The sequence below is a fragment of the Streptomyces sp. NPDC051183 genome, assembly GCF_040682455.1.
GTDB lineage: Bacteria > Actinomycetota > Actinomycetes > Streptomycetales > Streptomycetaceae > Streptomyces.
This window is the reverse complement of the sequence record NZ_JBFBBA010000007.1, coordinates 1-13,810: the sequence shown is the minus strand read 5'-3', so window position 1 is coordinate 13,810 and position 13,810 is coordinate 1. Positions and strand designations below refer to the sequence as shown.

Below are 13,810 nucleotides of genomic sequence, written 5' to 3'. Positions count from 1 at the left end.
CAACCGCCGGAGGCTAGCGGCGGCGGTTCGTCAGTTCGTCGTACACCGACAGGACCTGCGCCACCGTGTCGTCCTCCGACGGCCACGTCGCGGCCTGGACGCGCCCCGCCGCGGCCAGGGCCGCACGGCGGTCCGGGTCCGCGAGCAGCCCCGAGACGGCCTCGGCCAGCGCGGCCGGATCCCCGTACGGGACCAGTACGGCCGCGTCCCCGACCAGCTCCGGCACTCCCCCGACCCGCGTGGCCACCAGGGCCACCCCGGCCCGCAGGGCCGCCTGCGCGAGCAGCGACCGCGCCTCCCACCGGCTCGGCAGCACCGCGACATCCGCCGCCGCGAGCAGCTGCGCCGCATCCCGGCGCCGCCCCAGCAGCCGCACCGGCAGCGCCTCCGCCTCGATCCGGCGCGCGAGTTCGCCCCGCATCGGGCCCTCCCCCGCGATCACCAGCAGCGGGAGCGGATCCAGTGCCCGCCAGGCCCGTGCCGCGTCCAGGAGTACGGAGTACCCGCGCCGCGGCACCAGGCTGCCGACGGCGATCAGCAGCGGCCGCTCCATCGAGCCCAGTTCCGCCCGCGCCTTCCCCGGATCCGCGGCCGCCGCCCCGGCGGCGGCGCCGGCCGGCAGTGCCGTCGGGGCCAGCCGGGCGTCCCGCGCCCCGCGCAGCCGCGCCAGGTCCACCTGGTCCGGCGAGGAGCCCAGTACGACGGCGGCGGCCCGCGCCACGTGCCGCTCCAGCAGCCGGCCCAGCCGGCCGACCGCTCCGGCGGCCGCGGGGCCGCCGCCGTGCCAGGTCACCACCAGCGGTACCCGGCGCCCGCGCAGCGCCAGCGCCGCCCGCATCCCGGCCCGTACGCCGTGCGCGTGCACCACGTCGGCTCCGGCGCACGCGACCCGCAGCGCGCTCACGGCATCGGGCAGGAAGTCCGCCCCGGCGCCGGTGAAGTCGTACTCCCCCTCCGCCGCGACGGGGGCGCACACGGTGACCCCCACGCCCCGGGCGGCGAGCCCGGTCGCGAGCGACCGCACGTGCGCGCTGCTGCCCGCGCCCGTACCGCCGAGGACCTGGACGGTACGGAGCGGTGGCCGCCCGTACGGCTGCGCGGGGACGGGGTCGGAGACCGGGGAGCTGCTCACGGGCCGAAGCTCCAGGGTGAGGGAGGCAGAGACGTCGCCCAGAATGCCATTCCGCACGCGCGTTCCGGGACCATACGGGTGCGGATGCCGTACGAGATACCGCTCCGCACCCCCGAGCCTCACCCACACGGGCTAGCCTCACGTCACCCGGAAGACGCCGGAGGCCCGGGACGCCCGTGCGCCCCGGGCCTCCGGCCGGTCGGTTCACGCGTCCGCGCGCGCCGCCGCGAGGAGTTCCTCGGCGTGGGCCCGGGCGGAGACCGAGTCCTCGTGCCCGGCCAGCATGCGCGACAGCTCGCGGATCCGGTCCTCGCCCTCCAGGACGGTGACCCCGCTGCGGGTCACCGATCCGTCGTTGGTCTTCTCCACCAGCAGCTGCCGGTCCGCGAAGGCCGCCACCTGCGGCAGGTGCGTGACGACCACGACCTGCGCCGACTTGGCGAGCTTCGCGAGCCGTCGGCCCACCTCGACCGCCGCCTTGCCGCCGACGCCGGCGTCGACCTCGTCGAAGAGGTACGTCGGCACCGGGTCGGACCCCGCGAAGACGACCTCCACCGCCAGCATCACGCGGGAGAGCTCACCGCCCGACGCGCCCTTGGCGATCGGCCGGGGCTGGGCGCCCGGGTGCGGGGCCAGGAGCAGTTCCACCTCGTCGGTGCCCGAGGGCCCGTACGCGACGGGGCGGCCGTCCACCTCGACCCCTTCGGGGTCCTCCGCCTGCCGGATGTCGATCGTGACCCGTGCGTGCGGCATCGCCAGCGAGGCCAGCTCGTCCGTCACCGCCGATGCGAAGCGGGTCGCCGCCTCGACCCGGGCATCGGTCAACGCCTGGGCCAGCAGCGAGAGTTCCGCCCGCAGTCCGTCGCGTTCTGCGGTGAGCTCCCCGATCCGCTCGTCGTCGCCGTCCAGCTCCAGCAGTCGCGCCGATCCGCGCTCGGCCCATTCCAGTACGGATCCCAGCCCCTGCGCCGGGTCCCCGTACTTGCGCATGAGCTGGGTGAGGGCGGCCCGGCGCTCCTCTACGGCCGCCAGCCGCAGCGGGTCGGCGTCCAGGTCGTCGGCGTACCCGGCCAGTTCCCCGGCCACGTCCGCGAGCAGGATCCCCAGCTCGCCGATCCGCTCGGCGAGCGCGCCGAGGGCCGGGTCGTGGGAGCGTACGGATTCCAGTGCCCGGTGCGCGCCCGCGACGAGGGTGTTGGCGTCGACGCCCTCCGGGTCCTCGGGGTTGCCGGCCAGCGCGGCGTGCGCGACCTGCGCGGCCGAGGCCAGGGACTCGGCGTGGCCCAGGCGCTCCGCCTCGGCCGCGAGTTCGGTGTCCTCGCCGGCCACCGGTTCCACGGCCGCGACCTCGTCGAGCCCGAAGCGCAGCAGGTCCGCCTCCTGGGCCCGCTCCCGGGCCCGGGTGGTGATCTCCTCCAGCTCCACGGCGACGGCGCGCAGCCGCCGGTAGGCGGAGGCGTACTTCTCCAGGGGGACGGCGACCGCGTCGCCGGCGTACCGGTCGAGGGCCTGGCGCTGCCGGGCGGGACGCAGCAGGCCCTGCTGGTCGGTCTGCCCGTGTACGGCGACCAGGTCGTCGGCGAGTTCGCCGAGCAGTCCGACGGGTACGGAGCGGCCGCCGACGTGGGCGCGCGAGCGCCCCTCGGCGGACACGGTCCGGCTGATCAGCAGGGCGCCGTCGTCGAGCTCGGCCCCCGCCTCCTCGGCCCGTACGGCCGCGGGCGCGTCGGGGCGCATGACGATGCGGCCCTCGACGACCGCCGCCTTGGCGCCGATCCGTACCAGGGCCGGGTCGGCGCGACCGCCGAGCAGCAGCCCGAGGCTGGTGACGACCATCGTCTTGCCCGCGCCGGTCTCGCCGGTCACCGCGGTGAAACCGGGCGACAGCTCGACCACCGCGTCGTCGATGACCCCGAGCGACCGTATCCGCATCTCCTCAAGCACGGGACGACGATACCGAGGTTTCACGGGTGCCATGTGACGTCACCCATCCGATCCAGTCGAACAGTCGCACTAATTAGTGCGGGGCCCCGCGCCACCCGGACACCGGCAGCGCGAATTTCGCGACGAGCCGGTCCGTGAACGAGGCGTGGTGCAGCCGGGCGAGCCGCACCGGCACCGCCCCCCGCCGGACCTCCACCCGCGCCCCGGCCGGCAGCTCCAGCATCCGCCGCCCGTCGCACCACAGCACCCCGTGCGGGGTCCCGGTCTGCACCTCGACCGCCAGCACCGAGTCCGGCGAGGTCACCAGCGGCTTGGCGAACAGCGCGTGCGCACTGATCGGCACCATCAGCAGCGCCTCCACCTCCGGCCACACCACCGGCCCGCCCGCCGAGAAGGCGTACGCCGTGGAGCCCGTCGGAGTCGCGCAGACGATCCCGTCGCAGCCGAAGCCCGACACCGGGCGCCCGTCGATCTCCAGGACCACCTCCAGCATCCGCTCGGGGGAGACCTTCTGGACCGCGGCCTCGTTCAGCGCCCAGTCCCGGTGGACCACGTCTCCGTTGGTCCGCACGACCACGTCGAGGGTCATCCGCTCCTCGACCTCGTACGCCCGCGTCACCACCCGGTCCACGACCTTGTCCAGGTCGTCCCGCTCGGCCTCCGCGAGGAAGCCCACCCGGCCCAGGTTGACGCCCAGCATCGGCACCCCCGAGCCGCGCGCGAACTCCGCGCCGCGCAGCAGGGTCCCGTCGCCGCCGAGCACGATCAGCAGCTCACAGCCGACGAGCACCTCCGGGGTGCACTCGTCCACCAGCTCCACCTCGGGCGGCAGCGGCAGGTCCACCGCCTCGGCCCGCAGCACCCGTACGCCCAGCCCGCTCTTCAGCAGACCCTGTACCACCAGCTCGGCACTGCGGATGGCCGCCGGCCGCCCGGTGTGCGCGAGCAGGAAGACGGTCCGCCCCACCCCTGAAGCTGATGAATCTGTCACTGCGGCCCCTCCGCCACTGCACGGTCAACATCCGCCGGGTCGAGTGCCGGTGCCCCCGCCCGCAGCCAAAGAAAGTACTCGACGTTCCCCGACGGGCCGGGCAACGGGCTCGCCGTCACCCCGAGCACCCCCAGGCCCAGCTTCCACGCCTGCGCCGCGACGTCCCGTACGGCTTCGGCCCGCAGCTCCGGGCTGCGGACCACTCCGCCGCTGCCGAGGCGGTCCTTGCCCACCTCGAACTGCGGCTTGACCATCAGCACCAGGTCCGCGTCGGGCGCGCAGCACCGTACGAGCGCCGGCAGGACCAGGCCGATGGAGATGAAGGACAGGTCGCCGACGACCAGGTCGACCGGGAGCCCGTCGAGCAGCTCCACCGTCAGTTCACGGACGTTCGTGCGGTCCTTGACCGTGACCCGGTCGTCGCTCTGCAGCGACCACGCGAGCTGCCCGTAGCCGACGTCGACGGCCATCACGTGGGCCACCCCGGCGCGCAGCAGTACGTCGGTGAACCCGCCGGTGGAGGCCCCGGCGTCCAGCGCCCGGCGGCCCTCGACGAGCAGCCCCTGCGGCTGGAAGGCGGCCAGCGCGCCCGCGAGCTTGTGGCCGCCCCGGGAGACGTAGTCGGGGTCGCTGTCGTCCTTGAGGACGACCAGGGCCGCGCTGGTCTCGACCTGGGTGGCCGGCTTGGTCGCGGTGGCGCCCCCGACGGTCACCCGGCCGGCGGCGATCAGCTGGGCCGCGTGCTCGCGCGAGCGGGCCATGCTGCGGCGTACCAGTTCGGCGTCCAGACGGCGGCGTGCCACTCCTGCCACGTTGGGTTCAGCTCCTGTTTTCGTACGGACGAGGTCCGGGTGATGCGGATGGTACGGGTGGCGCGTCCAGCGCGGTCAGCGCGTCACGCAGCCCCCTGTGCACATCCTCGTACACCCCGACGTGTCCGTCCGCCGCGAGGTGGTCGGCGTCCGCCAGCCGCTCCAGGTGCGCGTCCACCCCGGCGTGCCCGGTGGGCGTGCGTACGACACCCAGCGCGGCGGGCCCGGCGGGCTCGGCGGCGGCCTCCGCCGAGGCCTCTTCCGCGGCCGTCTCCCCGGGTGCGTCGCACGCTTCGTCGGTCATGCCCTGACGCTACCCCGAAGCGCCCCACGACCACGCACGGCTCTGCGGTACGGTCGTGATCACGATGGCTACGATCGAGGAGTGCCGCGAAGCACTCGACCGACTCTCAGACAACCTGGCACGGGCGGAAGGCGACGTGCGCGGTGCGACCGCGCTCGACCGCTCCCTCAGCTGCCACATCACCGACCTGGACCGGACGTTCACGGGCCGCCTCGACGGAGGCCGGATCCGGGTGGGCGCCGTGGCCCCGGGGCCACCGCCGACGAAGGCCGAGATCCGGCTCGCGATGAGCGGCGACGACCTGGTCGCGCTGGTCGCGGGCGAGCTGAAGTTCGCCAAGGCCTGGGCCTCCGGCCGGGTCAGGCTGGAGGCCGGCTTCCGCGACCTGCTGCGCCTCAAGAGCCTCCTCTGAGGCTCAGGCGACGACTGGGGCTCAGGCGACGACCTTCGTACGGGCCGCCCGCGCGGCGGGGATCACCAGCGGGGTCCCCGTCTGCGGGTCGTCGATGATCTGGCAGCGCAGTCCGAAGACCTCCTCCACCAGCTCCGCCGTGACCACCTCGGCCGGCGGGCCCTCCGCGACGACCTTCCCGCCGCGCATCGCGATCAGGTGCGTGGCGTAGCGGGCCGCGTGGTTGAGGTCGTGCAGCACGGCGACCAGGGTCCGCCCCTGGCTCTCGTGCAGTTCCGCGCACAGGTCCAGCACGTCGATCTGGTGCTGGATGTCCAGGTAGGTCGTCGGCTCGTCCAGCAGCAGCAGCGGCGTCTGCTGGGCCAGGGCCATCGCGATCCACACGCGCTGGCGCTGGCCGCCCGACAGTTCGTCCACGGCCCGGTCGGCGAGCTCGGCGACCCCGGTGGAGGCCATCGACTCGTTCACGATCCGCTCGTCCTCCGCGGACCACTGGCGCAGCAGCCCCTGGTGCGGGTACCGGCCGCGGGAGACCAGGTCGGCGACCGTGATGCCGTCCGGCGCGATCGAGGACTGCGGCAGCAGGCCCAGCGTCCTGGCGACCTTCTTCGCGGGCATCGACCCGATGGCCTGCCCGTCGAGCAGCACCCGCCCGGCGGACGGCTTCAGCATCCGCGACAGGGCGCGCAGCAGCGTGGACTTGCCGCAGGCGTTGGGACCGACGATCACCGTGAAGGAGTTGTCCGGAACCTCCACCGACAGGTTCTCGGCGATGACCCGCTGGTCGTAGGCCAGGGTCACGTTCTCCGCGGTCAGCCGCTGCACTTGCGTACTCCTCAGTTCCTGACGGGTCGCAGCCCGATCTGTCGCGCTCATATACGTCCCGCCTTGCGCTCGGTGACGAGCAGCCAGAGCAGGTAGACACCGCCGACCAGCCCGGTCACCACGCCCACCGGAAGCTGGTCGGAGCCGAAGGCCCGCTGCGAGCCCCAGTCGGACACCAGCAGCAGCACGGCGCCCATCAGGGCGGCGGTCAGCAGGCCGGCCCCCGGCGACCGGGTCAGCCGCCGGGCCAGCTGCGGCGCGGCCAGCGCGACGAAGCTGATGGGTCCGGCCGCGGCGCTCGCCGCGGTGGTGAGCAGGATCGCCGCCACCATCAGCAGCAGCCGGGTCCGCTCCACCCGCACCCCGAGCGCGTACGCGGCGTCGTCACCCATCTCCATCATCCGCAGGGCCCTGCTCTGCCCCAGGATCAGCGGGAAGAGCACCGCGCAGGCCGCCAGCAGCGGCCACACCTGCGCCCAGTCCCGGCCGGCCAGCGAGCCGGTCAGCCAGACCGTCGCGCGGGTGGCATCGAAGAGCTGCGCCTTCGTCAGCAGGTACTGGATGACGGCGATGAGCATCGCGGAGGCGCCGATGCCGACCAGGACCAGCCGGTAGCCCTGGATCCCCTGCTTGTAGGCGAGCAGGTAGACGGCCAGGCCGGCCAGCAGACCGCCCACGAGCGCGCCCACCGCCACCTCGCCGGCGCTGCCCTTGAACAGGACGATGACGACGAGCGCGCCGACCGCCGAGCCGTAGCCGAAGCCGAGCATGTCCGGGGAGCCGAGCGGATTGCGGGACACGGACTGGAAGACGGCCCCGGACATCCCGAGGGACGCGCCGACCAGCAGCGCCACCAGGACCCGCGGCATCCGCAGGTCGTTGATGATGAAGTCGTGCGCGGGAGTCCCGTTGCCCAGCAGGGTCCGCACGACGTCCATCGGGGCGATCTCGAAGTCGCCGGTGCCTATGAGCAGTACGGCCAGCACCAGGGCGGCGACCGCGAGCAGCAGTCCGACGGCCAGCGCGCGCCGCTCGACGCGCAGGGACACCCCGCCGGGCAGGTGGAGCGGCCGGGGCCCACGGCGGGCCGCGGCGAGTTTCACGGTCACAGCTGGGCCATCCTCTTGCGCCGGACGAGGTAGATGAAGACGGGGCCGCCGACGAGCGCGGTCACGATGCCGACCTGGAGCTCGGCGGGGCGGGTGATGACCCGGCCGATGACGTCGGCGCCGAGCAGCAGCACGGGCGACAGGACCGCCGAGTACGCGAGCACCCAGCGCATGTCCGGCCCGGTGATCACCCGTACCAGGTGCGGGATCATCAGGCCGACGAAGATGATGGGCCCGCAGGCGGCGGTCGCCGCCCCGCAGAGCAGGGTGATGGCGACCATCGCGCCGATCCGGGTCCGCGTCAGATGGGCGCCGAGCGCCCGCGCCGTGTCGTCCCCCATGGCCATCGCGTTGAGCGGCCGGCCGAGCGCCAGCGCCAGCACGGCTCCGACCAGCAGGAACGGAGCGACCTGTCGGACGGTGTCCATGTTGGCCGAGGCCAGCGAACCCACCGTCCAGAAGCGGAGCTTGTCCAGCGCCTTGCTGTCCATCAGCTGCACGGCGTTGATGTAGCCGACCAGGGCCGCGCTGGCGGCCGTACCGGCGAGGGCGAGCCGCACCGGCGTCGCGGTGCGGCTGCCGCCGAGGACGTACACGACGACCGAGACGACGGCGGCGCCGAGGAAGGCCCACCACACGAACTCGTTCAGGGAGTTCACGCCGAAGAAGCTGATCGCGGAGACGACGGCCGCCGCGGCGCCCGCGTTGACGCCGAGGATGCCGGGCTCGGCCAGCGGGTTGCGGGTCAGCGCCTGCATCACCGCGCCCGAGAGGCCGAGGCCCAGGCCGACGAGCAGCCCGAGGAGGGTGCGCGGGACGCGCAGGTCCCGCACGACCACGTCGGAGGGTGTCCCCGAATAGTCGAACAGGCCGTGCCAGACCTCCCCGAGGGGTATCTGTTTGGCACCGACGGCGATGCTCGCCACCGCGATCAGGGCCAGCACCGCGAAGGCGGCCAGCAGACCGGCGGCACGCGCGGCGTGCCGTGAGCGGGTGGGGGCGCCCGGCGCCGCGCTCTGTTCAGGAGGACTCTCGACCAACACGAAAGTTAGGTTAGCCTACCCTGCACCTGCATGGATCACCCGAACGGCCCCACCGTCACACCACCTACAGGCCCAGCCTGGCCAGCGCCTTCCCCGCGTCCAGCCCGCACGCCCCGTCACCCGCGTGCGTCCAGGCCGCCGCGCACAGCGCCCGCAGCCCGTCCAGTGGATCCCCCTCGCCCCGCAGCTCCAGTACGCCGTCCAGCGCGGCCGCCGTCCAGCCCCCGCAGCGGAAGCCGTCCGCGGCCGCCACCACCTCCGGCTGACCGGTCAGCAGCCCGCGCAGATCCCGGTCCACGTACGTCGGCCGGTGCCTCGGCTCGGCGCGCAGCACCTCCTCCGCGTCCGCGATCCCGGTCAGCACCAGCAGCGAGTCCACCTCGCCGTTGAAGGCCCCCTCGATGTCCGTGTCCAGCCGGTCCCCCACCACCAGCGGCCGCTCGGCCCCGGTCCGCAGCACCGTCTCCCGGTGCATCGGGGGCAGCGGCTTGCCCGCCACCTGCGGCTCGGCGCCCGTCGCGATGCGCACGACCTCCACCGCGGCGCCGTTGCCCGGCCCGATCCCCCGCGCACCGGGAATCGTCAGGTCGGTGTTCGACGCGTACCACGGCACCCCGCGGTTCACCGCGTACGCGGCCTCCGCGAACCGGCCCCACGGCAGGTCCGGCCCCCCGTAGCCCTGGGCGACCGCGGCGAGCCCCTCCTCGTCCGCCGACTCCACCGGCACCAGCCCGCGCTCGCGCAGCGCGACCCGCAGCCCCTCGCCGCCGATCACCAGCACCTTCGACCCGGCCGGCACCTGCTCCGAGATCAGCCGGGCAACCGCCTGCGCCGAGGTGATCACCTCGCCCGCCTCGGTCGGGATCCCCAGCTCGCTCAGGTGCTCCGCCACGGAGCCCGGCGTACGCAGCGCATTGTTCGTCACGTACGCGAGGTGCATCCCACCGGCCCGGGCCACGGCGAGCGACTCCACCGCGTGCGCGATGGCCCGGCCACCCGCGTAGACCACGCCGTCGAGGTCCAACAGAGCCGTGTCGTACGCCTGGTGCAAGCTCCGCTCGCTCCCCGCGGGGCTGGTCCTGCTCTGCCGGGTCATCGTGTCAGCTCCTCATAGGATCGATCTTGTCCGGTTTCCGTACTCCCCGATCATCCCGCATGGCGAGACCGGTCTTACCATGCACCAATGACCACTTCTGGCACCGCGGACCATGGACTCCGCCTGATCCCGTTCCATGGCCTGCGCTACGTCCCCGAGCGCGTCGGCAGCCTGGCCGCCGTCACCTCGCCGCCGTACGACGTGGTCGTGCGCCCCGACGGACTCAACCACCTCGAGTCCGCCGACCCGCACAACATCGTCCGCCTGATCCTCCCGCAGGCCGATACCCCCGCCGCGCGCAACGAACAGGCCGCGCACACCCTGCACGACTGGCTCGCCGAGGGCGTCCTCAGCACCGACGAAGCACCCGCGCTCTACGTGTACGAACAGCGCCGGGCCGGCCTCCTCCAGCGCGGCCTCATCGGCGCCCTCGCCCTGTCCGCGGCGGACGCCGGCATCGTCCTGCCCCACGAGGACGTCATGCCGGACGTGGTCACCGACCGGGCCGGCCTGATGCGGGCCACCTCGGCCAATCTCGAACCCCTCCTGCTGACCTACCTCGGCGGCAGCGACCCCGACGCGGGAGCGGCCGCGGTCGTCGAGCGGACCGCCCGACGCGAGCCCCTCCTGTCGACGACCACCGAGGACGGCTTCCAGCACCGGCTGTGGTCCATCACCGACCCCGCCGAGCTGGCTGCCGTCACGGCGGATCTCGGCCGCCGCCAGGCCCTCATCGCCGACGGCCACCACCGCTGGGCGACGTACCTGCGCCTCCAGGAGGAGCACCCGTCCCCCACTCCGTGGGACTTCGGCCTGGTCCTCCTCGTCGACACCGCCCGCTACCCGCTCCAGGTCCGCGCCATCCACCGGATGCTGCGCCGCCTCCCGGTCGCGAAAGCCCTGGCCGCCGTCGAGGGCCACTTCCGGGTCCGTCGGGTCGACGGCCCGCTGCCGCTGGCCATGGAGGCCCTGGAGGACGCCGCGGAGCGGGGCAACGCCTTCCTGCTCACCGGCGACGGCACCTTCCACCTGGTCACCGATCCCGACCCGGCCCTGATCGAGCGCACCGTCCGCCGCGACCGGCCCGAGGCGTGGCGCCGACTGGACGCCACCGTGCTGCACGCCACGCTGCTGGACGCGCTGTGGAACGTGCCCGACGCACCGGACCACATCTCGTACATCCACGACACCGAGGCGACCGTCGCGATGGCCGAGCGCAACGGCGGCACCGCGGTCCTGATGCATCCCGTACGCGAGGAAGTGGTCCGGGACCTGGCCCGCCAGGGTGTGACGATGCCCCGCAAGTCCACGTCCTTCGGACCGAAACCGGCCACCGGCCTGGTCCTGCGCAGCCTGGACTGACCCGCTCGCCCGGCGAGCGGCCCCGGACATGAGAAAGGGCGGTACCCCGACCGGGGTACCGCCCTTTCTCAGTCACTCACTGACGCGCTCAGGCCTTGTCGCGGCCCTTGTCGTCCTCGTCCACGACGACGATCTCGTCGGTGAGATCGATGTCCGACTCGTATTCCTCGTCGTCCTCGTCGTAGTACTCGGCGACGTCGGAGGCACGCTCGGCGGCGAGAACCTCGGGGTCGTCCGAGTCGTCGTCGTCATCCTCGTCGTCGTCCTCGTCGACGAGGGGCTCGTCGTCCTCCAGGCCGGCACCGGCGTCGACGAACTCGACACCGTCCAGCTCGGCGAGGCGGTCGGAGGCGTCCGTGGCCCCGTCCTTGTCGGCCTCGAGGGTCTTCGCGAACCACTCGCGCGCCTCGTCCTCACGACCGGCCGCCAGCAGGGCGTCGGCGTAGGCGTACCGCAGGCGCGCGGTCCACGGCTGCACGGAGTTGGAGGCCAGCTCCGGGCTCTGCAGGGTCACGATGGCGGCGTCGAGCTCGCCCATGTCCCGGCGGGCACCGGCGGCGACCAGACGCATCTCGACCTGGCCGGCCTTGTCCAGCTTCTGCACCTCGGGCTCGCCGGCCATGGCCAGCGCCCGCTCCGGACGGCCGAGGCCGCGCTCGCAGTCGGCCATGACGGGCCACAGCTCGACGGAACCGGTCATCCGCTTGGCGGCGCGGAACTCCGCGAGCGCCTCGCTGTACTTCTGCGTGGCGTACGCGGCGAAGCCGGCGGCCTCGCGCACGGCGGCCACGCGGGAGGCCAGCCGCAGGGCGATGCGCGAGTACGCGTACGCCTGCTCCGGCTCCTCGTCGATCAGCCGGGCGACCATGACCAGGTTCTTGGAGACTTCCTCGGCCAGACCCTTCGGCAGGCTCAGCAGCTCCTGGCGAACGTCGGAGTCGATCTCGAAGCCGGTGACGTCCTCGTCGATCGGAAGCCGCTTGACCGGGTCCCGGTCGCGGTCGGCACGGAAGTCGCGGTCGCCACCACGGTCATCACGACCGCCACGGTACCCACCACGATCGCCGCCACGGTCGTCACGACGGGGGTACGACGGACGGTCGCCCCCACGGTCGTCACGGCGCGGGTAGCTGGGACGGTCCCCGCCACGGTCGTCACGACCGCCGCGGAAGCCGCCACGGTCGTCATCACGACGGGGGTAGCTCGGACGGTCCCCACCCCGGTCATCACGACGCGGGTAGGACGGACGGTCCCCGCCACGGTCGTCACGACCGCCACGGAACCCACCGCGGTCGTCATCACGACGGGGGTAGCTCGGACGGTCGCCACCGCGGTCGTCACGACGCGGGAAGCTCGGGCGGTCGTTGTCCCGACGGAACCCACCACCGGAGGGACGGTCACCACGGTCGTCACGACGCGGGTAGGACGGACGGTCCCCGCCACGGTCGTCACGACCGCCACGGAACCCACCGCGGTCGTCATCACGACGGGGGTACGAGGGACGGTCCCCACCACGGTCATCACGACGCGGGAAGCTCGGGCGGTCGCCACCACGGTCGTCACGGCGGAAGCCGCCGCCACCACCGGTGGGACGGCCACCGCGGTCGTCATCGCGACGCGGGTAGCTGGGACGGTCCCCACCCCGGTCATCACGACGCGGGTAGGACGGACGGTCCCCGCCACGGTCGTCACGACCGCCACGGAAGCCGCCACGGTCGTCATCACGACGGGGGTAGCTCGGACGGTCGCCACCGCGGTCGTCACGACGCGGGAAGCTCGGGCGGTCGTTGTCCCGACGGAACCCACCACCGGAGGGACGGTCACCACGGTCGTCACGACGCGGGTAGGACGGGCGGTCGCCACCACGGTCGTCACGACCGCCACGGAACCCACCGCGGTCGTCATCACGACGCGGGAAGCTGGGACGGTCCCCACCACGGTCGTCACGGCGGAAGCCGCCGCCACCACCGGTGGGACGGCCACCGCGGTCGTCATCGCGACGCGGGTACGACGGACGGTCGCCACCACGGTCGTCGCGGCCACGGAAACCGCCGCGGTCGCCACCGCCACCCGTGGGACGGCCACCGCGGTCGTCGTCACGGCGGGGGTAGCTGGGGCGGTCGCCACCGCGGTCGTCACGACCACGGAATCCGCCGCCGGCACCGGCGGGACGGCCGCCACGGTCGTCACGGCGGAAGCCGCCGCCACCGGTCGGTCGGCCACCACGGTCATCGCGACGGAACGGCGGACGGTCGCCGCCACGGTCGTCACGGCCCCCTCGGTAGCCGCCCCTGTCACCGCCGTCGTTGCGCCGAGGCTCGCGCTCCGGACGATCGTCGGGAGAGTTGGACATGGGTGTGACTCCTGTCTTCGGGGTACCGCTAGTCATTCTCGCGCAACCAACCCATGGCCGCGCTTCGGCGTAAAGAGGTGAAAAACAAAAAGGACCCTTGGTCCAGCGTTGAACGCTGGACCAAGGGTCCTTTGAAAGATTGTTCGGCGGCGTCCTACTCTCCCACAGGGTCCCCCCTGCAGTACCATCGGCGCTGAAAGGCTTAGCTTCCGGGTTCGGAATGTAACCGGGCGTTTCCCTAACGCTATGACCACCGAAACCCTATCGGTTTCGAGCGAACAAGCACACTTTGTAGTTATGTTCTAGCTCAAGAAACCAGCAACTGTTCGTTGCTTCAGAACTAACACAGTGGACGCGAGCAACTGAGGACAAGCCCTCGGCCTATTAGTACCAGTCAGCTCCACCCGTTACCGGGCTTCCACATCTG

Annotated in this window: 12 protein-coding genes, 1 rRNA gene and 1 pseudogene; 2 read left to right on the top strand and 12 right to left on the bottom strand. The window is 73.1% G+C overall.

The window, feature by feature from the left end; genetic code table 11:
• Nucleotides 1–13: 13 nt before the first annotated feature.
• The 5 genes from AB0M99_RS07885 to AB0M99_RS07865 all read right to left on the bottom strand — a co-directional run bounded on the left by AB0M99_RS07885 (nucleotide 14) and on the right by AB0M99_RS07865 (nucleotide 5,183).
• Nucleotides 14–1,132, bottom strand: a complete 1,119-nt coding sequence (locus AB0M99_RS07885; RefSeq protein WP_365917802.1) for a glycosyltransferase family 4 protein — start codon at nucleotides 1,130–1,132, stop codon at nucleotides 14–16.
• A 204-nt stretch (nucleotides 1,133–1,336) separates the two neighbouring features.
• The gene (gene recN, locus AB0M99_RS07880; protein WP_365918088.1) at nucleotides 1,337–3,064 is read right to left on the bottom strand and encodes a DNA repair protein RecN; all 1,728 of its coding nucleotides are present in this window, start codon (nucleotides 3,062–3,064) and stop codon (nucleotides 1,337–1,339) included.
• Nucleotides 3,065–3,149: 85 nt separating this feature from the next.
• On the bottom strand, nucleotides 3,150–4,067 hold the full coding sequence (locus AB0M99_RS07875; protein WP_365917801.1) for an NAD kinase: 918 nt from the start codon (nucleotides 4,065–4,067) through the stop codon (nucleotides 3,150–3,152).
• The gene (locus AB0M99_RS07870; RefSeq protein ID WP_365917800.1) at nucleotides 4,064–4,879 is read right to left on the bottom strand and encodes a TlyA family RNA methyltransferase; all 816 of its coding nucleotides are present in this window, start codon (nucleotides 4,877–4,879) and stop codon (nucleotides 4,064–4,066) included. Before AB0M99_RS07870 ends, AB0M99_RS07875 begins: the two co-directional genes overlap by 4 nt.
• Before the next feature lie 7 nt (nucleotides 4,880–4,886).
• Entirely contained in the window at nucleotides 4,887–5,183 is a 297-nt protein-coding gene (locus AB0M99_RS07865) for a hypothetical protein (protein ID WP_365917799.1), read from the bottom strand.
• A 64-nt stretch (nucleotides 5,184–5,247) separates the two neighbouring features.
• Between AB0M99_RS07865 and AB0M99_RS07860 the strand changes: the two genes are divergently transcribed.
• Nucleotides 5,248–5,595, top strand: coding sequence for an SCP2 sterol-binding domain-containing protein (locus AB0M99_RS07860; RefSeq protein WP_365917798.1), 348 nt, complete (start codon nucleotides 5,248–5,250; stop codon nucleotides 5,593–5,595).
• A 21-nt stretch (nucleotides 5,596–5,616) separates the two neighbouring features.
• Here the strand turns inward: AB0M99_RS07860 and AB0M99_RS07855 are convergent, their stop codons facing one another.
• The 4 genes from AB0M99_RS07855 to AB0M99_RS07840 all read right to left on the bottom strand — a co-directional run bounded on the left by AB0M99_RS07855 (nucleotide 5,617) and on the right by AB0M99_RS07840 (nucleotide 9,668).
• A complete protein-coding gene (locus tag AB0M99_RS07855) occupies nucleotides 5,617–6,471 on the bottom strand; it encodes an ABC transporter ATP-binding protein (RefSeq protein WP_365917797.1) in 855 nt (284 codons plus the stop codon).
• Entirely contained in the window at nucleotides 6,468–7,529 is a 1,062-nt protein-coding gene (locus AB0M99_RS07850) for an iron chelate uptake ABC transporter family permease subunit (RefSeq protein ID WP_365917796.1), read from the bottom strand. The genes AB0M99_RS07855 and AB0M99_RS07850 overlap by 4 nt, the downstream gene beginning before the upstream one ends.
• Complete coding sequence (locus AB0M99_RS07845; protein ID WP_365917795.1) at nucleotides 7,526–8,572, bottom strand: iron chelate uptake ABC transporter family permease subunit; 1,047 nt, start codon at nucleotides 8,570–8,572, stop codon at nucleotides 7,526–7,528. Before AB0M99_RS07845 ends, AB0M99_RS07850 begins: the two co-directional genes overlap by 4 nt.
• A gap of 64 nt (nucleotides 8,573–8,636) precedes the next feature.
• Entirely contained in the window at nucleotides 8,637–9,668 is a 1,032-nt protein-coding gene (locus tag AB0M99_RS07840) for an HAD hydrolase-like protein (protein ID WP_365917794.1), read from the bottom strand.
• Nucleotides 9,669–9,755: 87 nt separating this feature from the next.
• Between AB0M99_RS07840 and AB0M99_RS07835 the strand changes: the two genes are divergently transcribed.
• Nucleotides 9,756–11,030 (top strand): DUF1015 domain-containing protein, encoded by a 1,275-nt coding sequence (locus tag AB0M99_RS07835; protein WP_365917793.1) that lies wholly within the window; start codon nucleotides 9,756–9,758, stop codon nucleotides 11,028–11,030.
• An 88-nt stretch (nucleotides 11,031–11,118) separates the two neighbouring features.
• On the opposite strand, the gene AB0M99_RS07830 is transcribed toward AB0M99_RS07835, so the two are convergent.
• The 3 genes and pseudogenes from AB0M99_RS07830 to rrf form a co-directional block, all read right to left on the bottom strand.
• Nucleotides 11,119–11,946 (bottom strand): hypothetical protein, encoded by an 828-nt coding sequence (locus AB0M99_RS07830; RefSeq protein WP_365918086.1) that lies wholly within the window; start codon nucleotides 11,944–11,946, stop codon nucleotides 11,119–11,121.
• 153 nt (nucleotides 11,947–12,099) lie between these two features.
• A pseudogene (locus tag AB0M99_RS07825) lies at nucleotides 12,100–13,353 on the bottom strand (hypothetical protein); the annotation flags it as partial.
• A gap of 171 nt (nucleotides 13,354–13,524) precedes the next feature.
• A 5S ribosomal RNA gene (rrf, locus tag AB0M99_RS07820) occupies nucleotides 13,525–13,641 on the bottom strand.
• Nucleotides 13,642–13,810: the final 169 nt, after the last annotated feature.

What these genes read in the sequence shown, in the direction of transcription:
- recN (WP_365918088.1), bottom strand. Translation starts at nt 3,064, where the DNA reads ATGCGGATACGGTCGCTCGGGGTCATCGACGACGCGGTGGTCGAGCTG.
- AB0M99_RS07865 (WP_365917799.1), bottom strand. Translation starts at nt 5,183, where the DNA reads ATGACCGACGAAGCGTGCGACGCACCCGGGGAGACGGCCGCGGAAGAG.
- AB0M99_RS07860 (WP_365917798.1), top strand. Translation starts at nt 5,248, where the DNA reads ATGGCTACGATCGAGGAGTGCCGCGAAGCACTCGACCGACTCTCAGAC.
- AB0M99_RS07855 (WP_365917797.1), bottom strand. Translation starts at nt 6,471, where the DNA reads ATGAGCGCGACAGATCGGGCTGCGACCCGTCAGGAACTGAGGAGTACG.
- AB0M99_RS07840 (WP_365917794.1), bottom strand. Translation starts at nt 9,668, where the DNA reads ATGACCCGGCAGAGCAGGACCAGCCCCGCGGGGAGCGAGCGGAGCTTG.
- AB0M99_RS07835 (WP_365917793.1), top strand. Translation starts at nt 9,756, where the DNA reads ATGACCACTTCTGGCACCGCGGACCATGGACTCCGCCTGATCCCGTTC.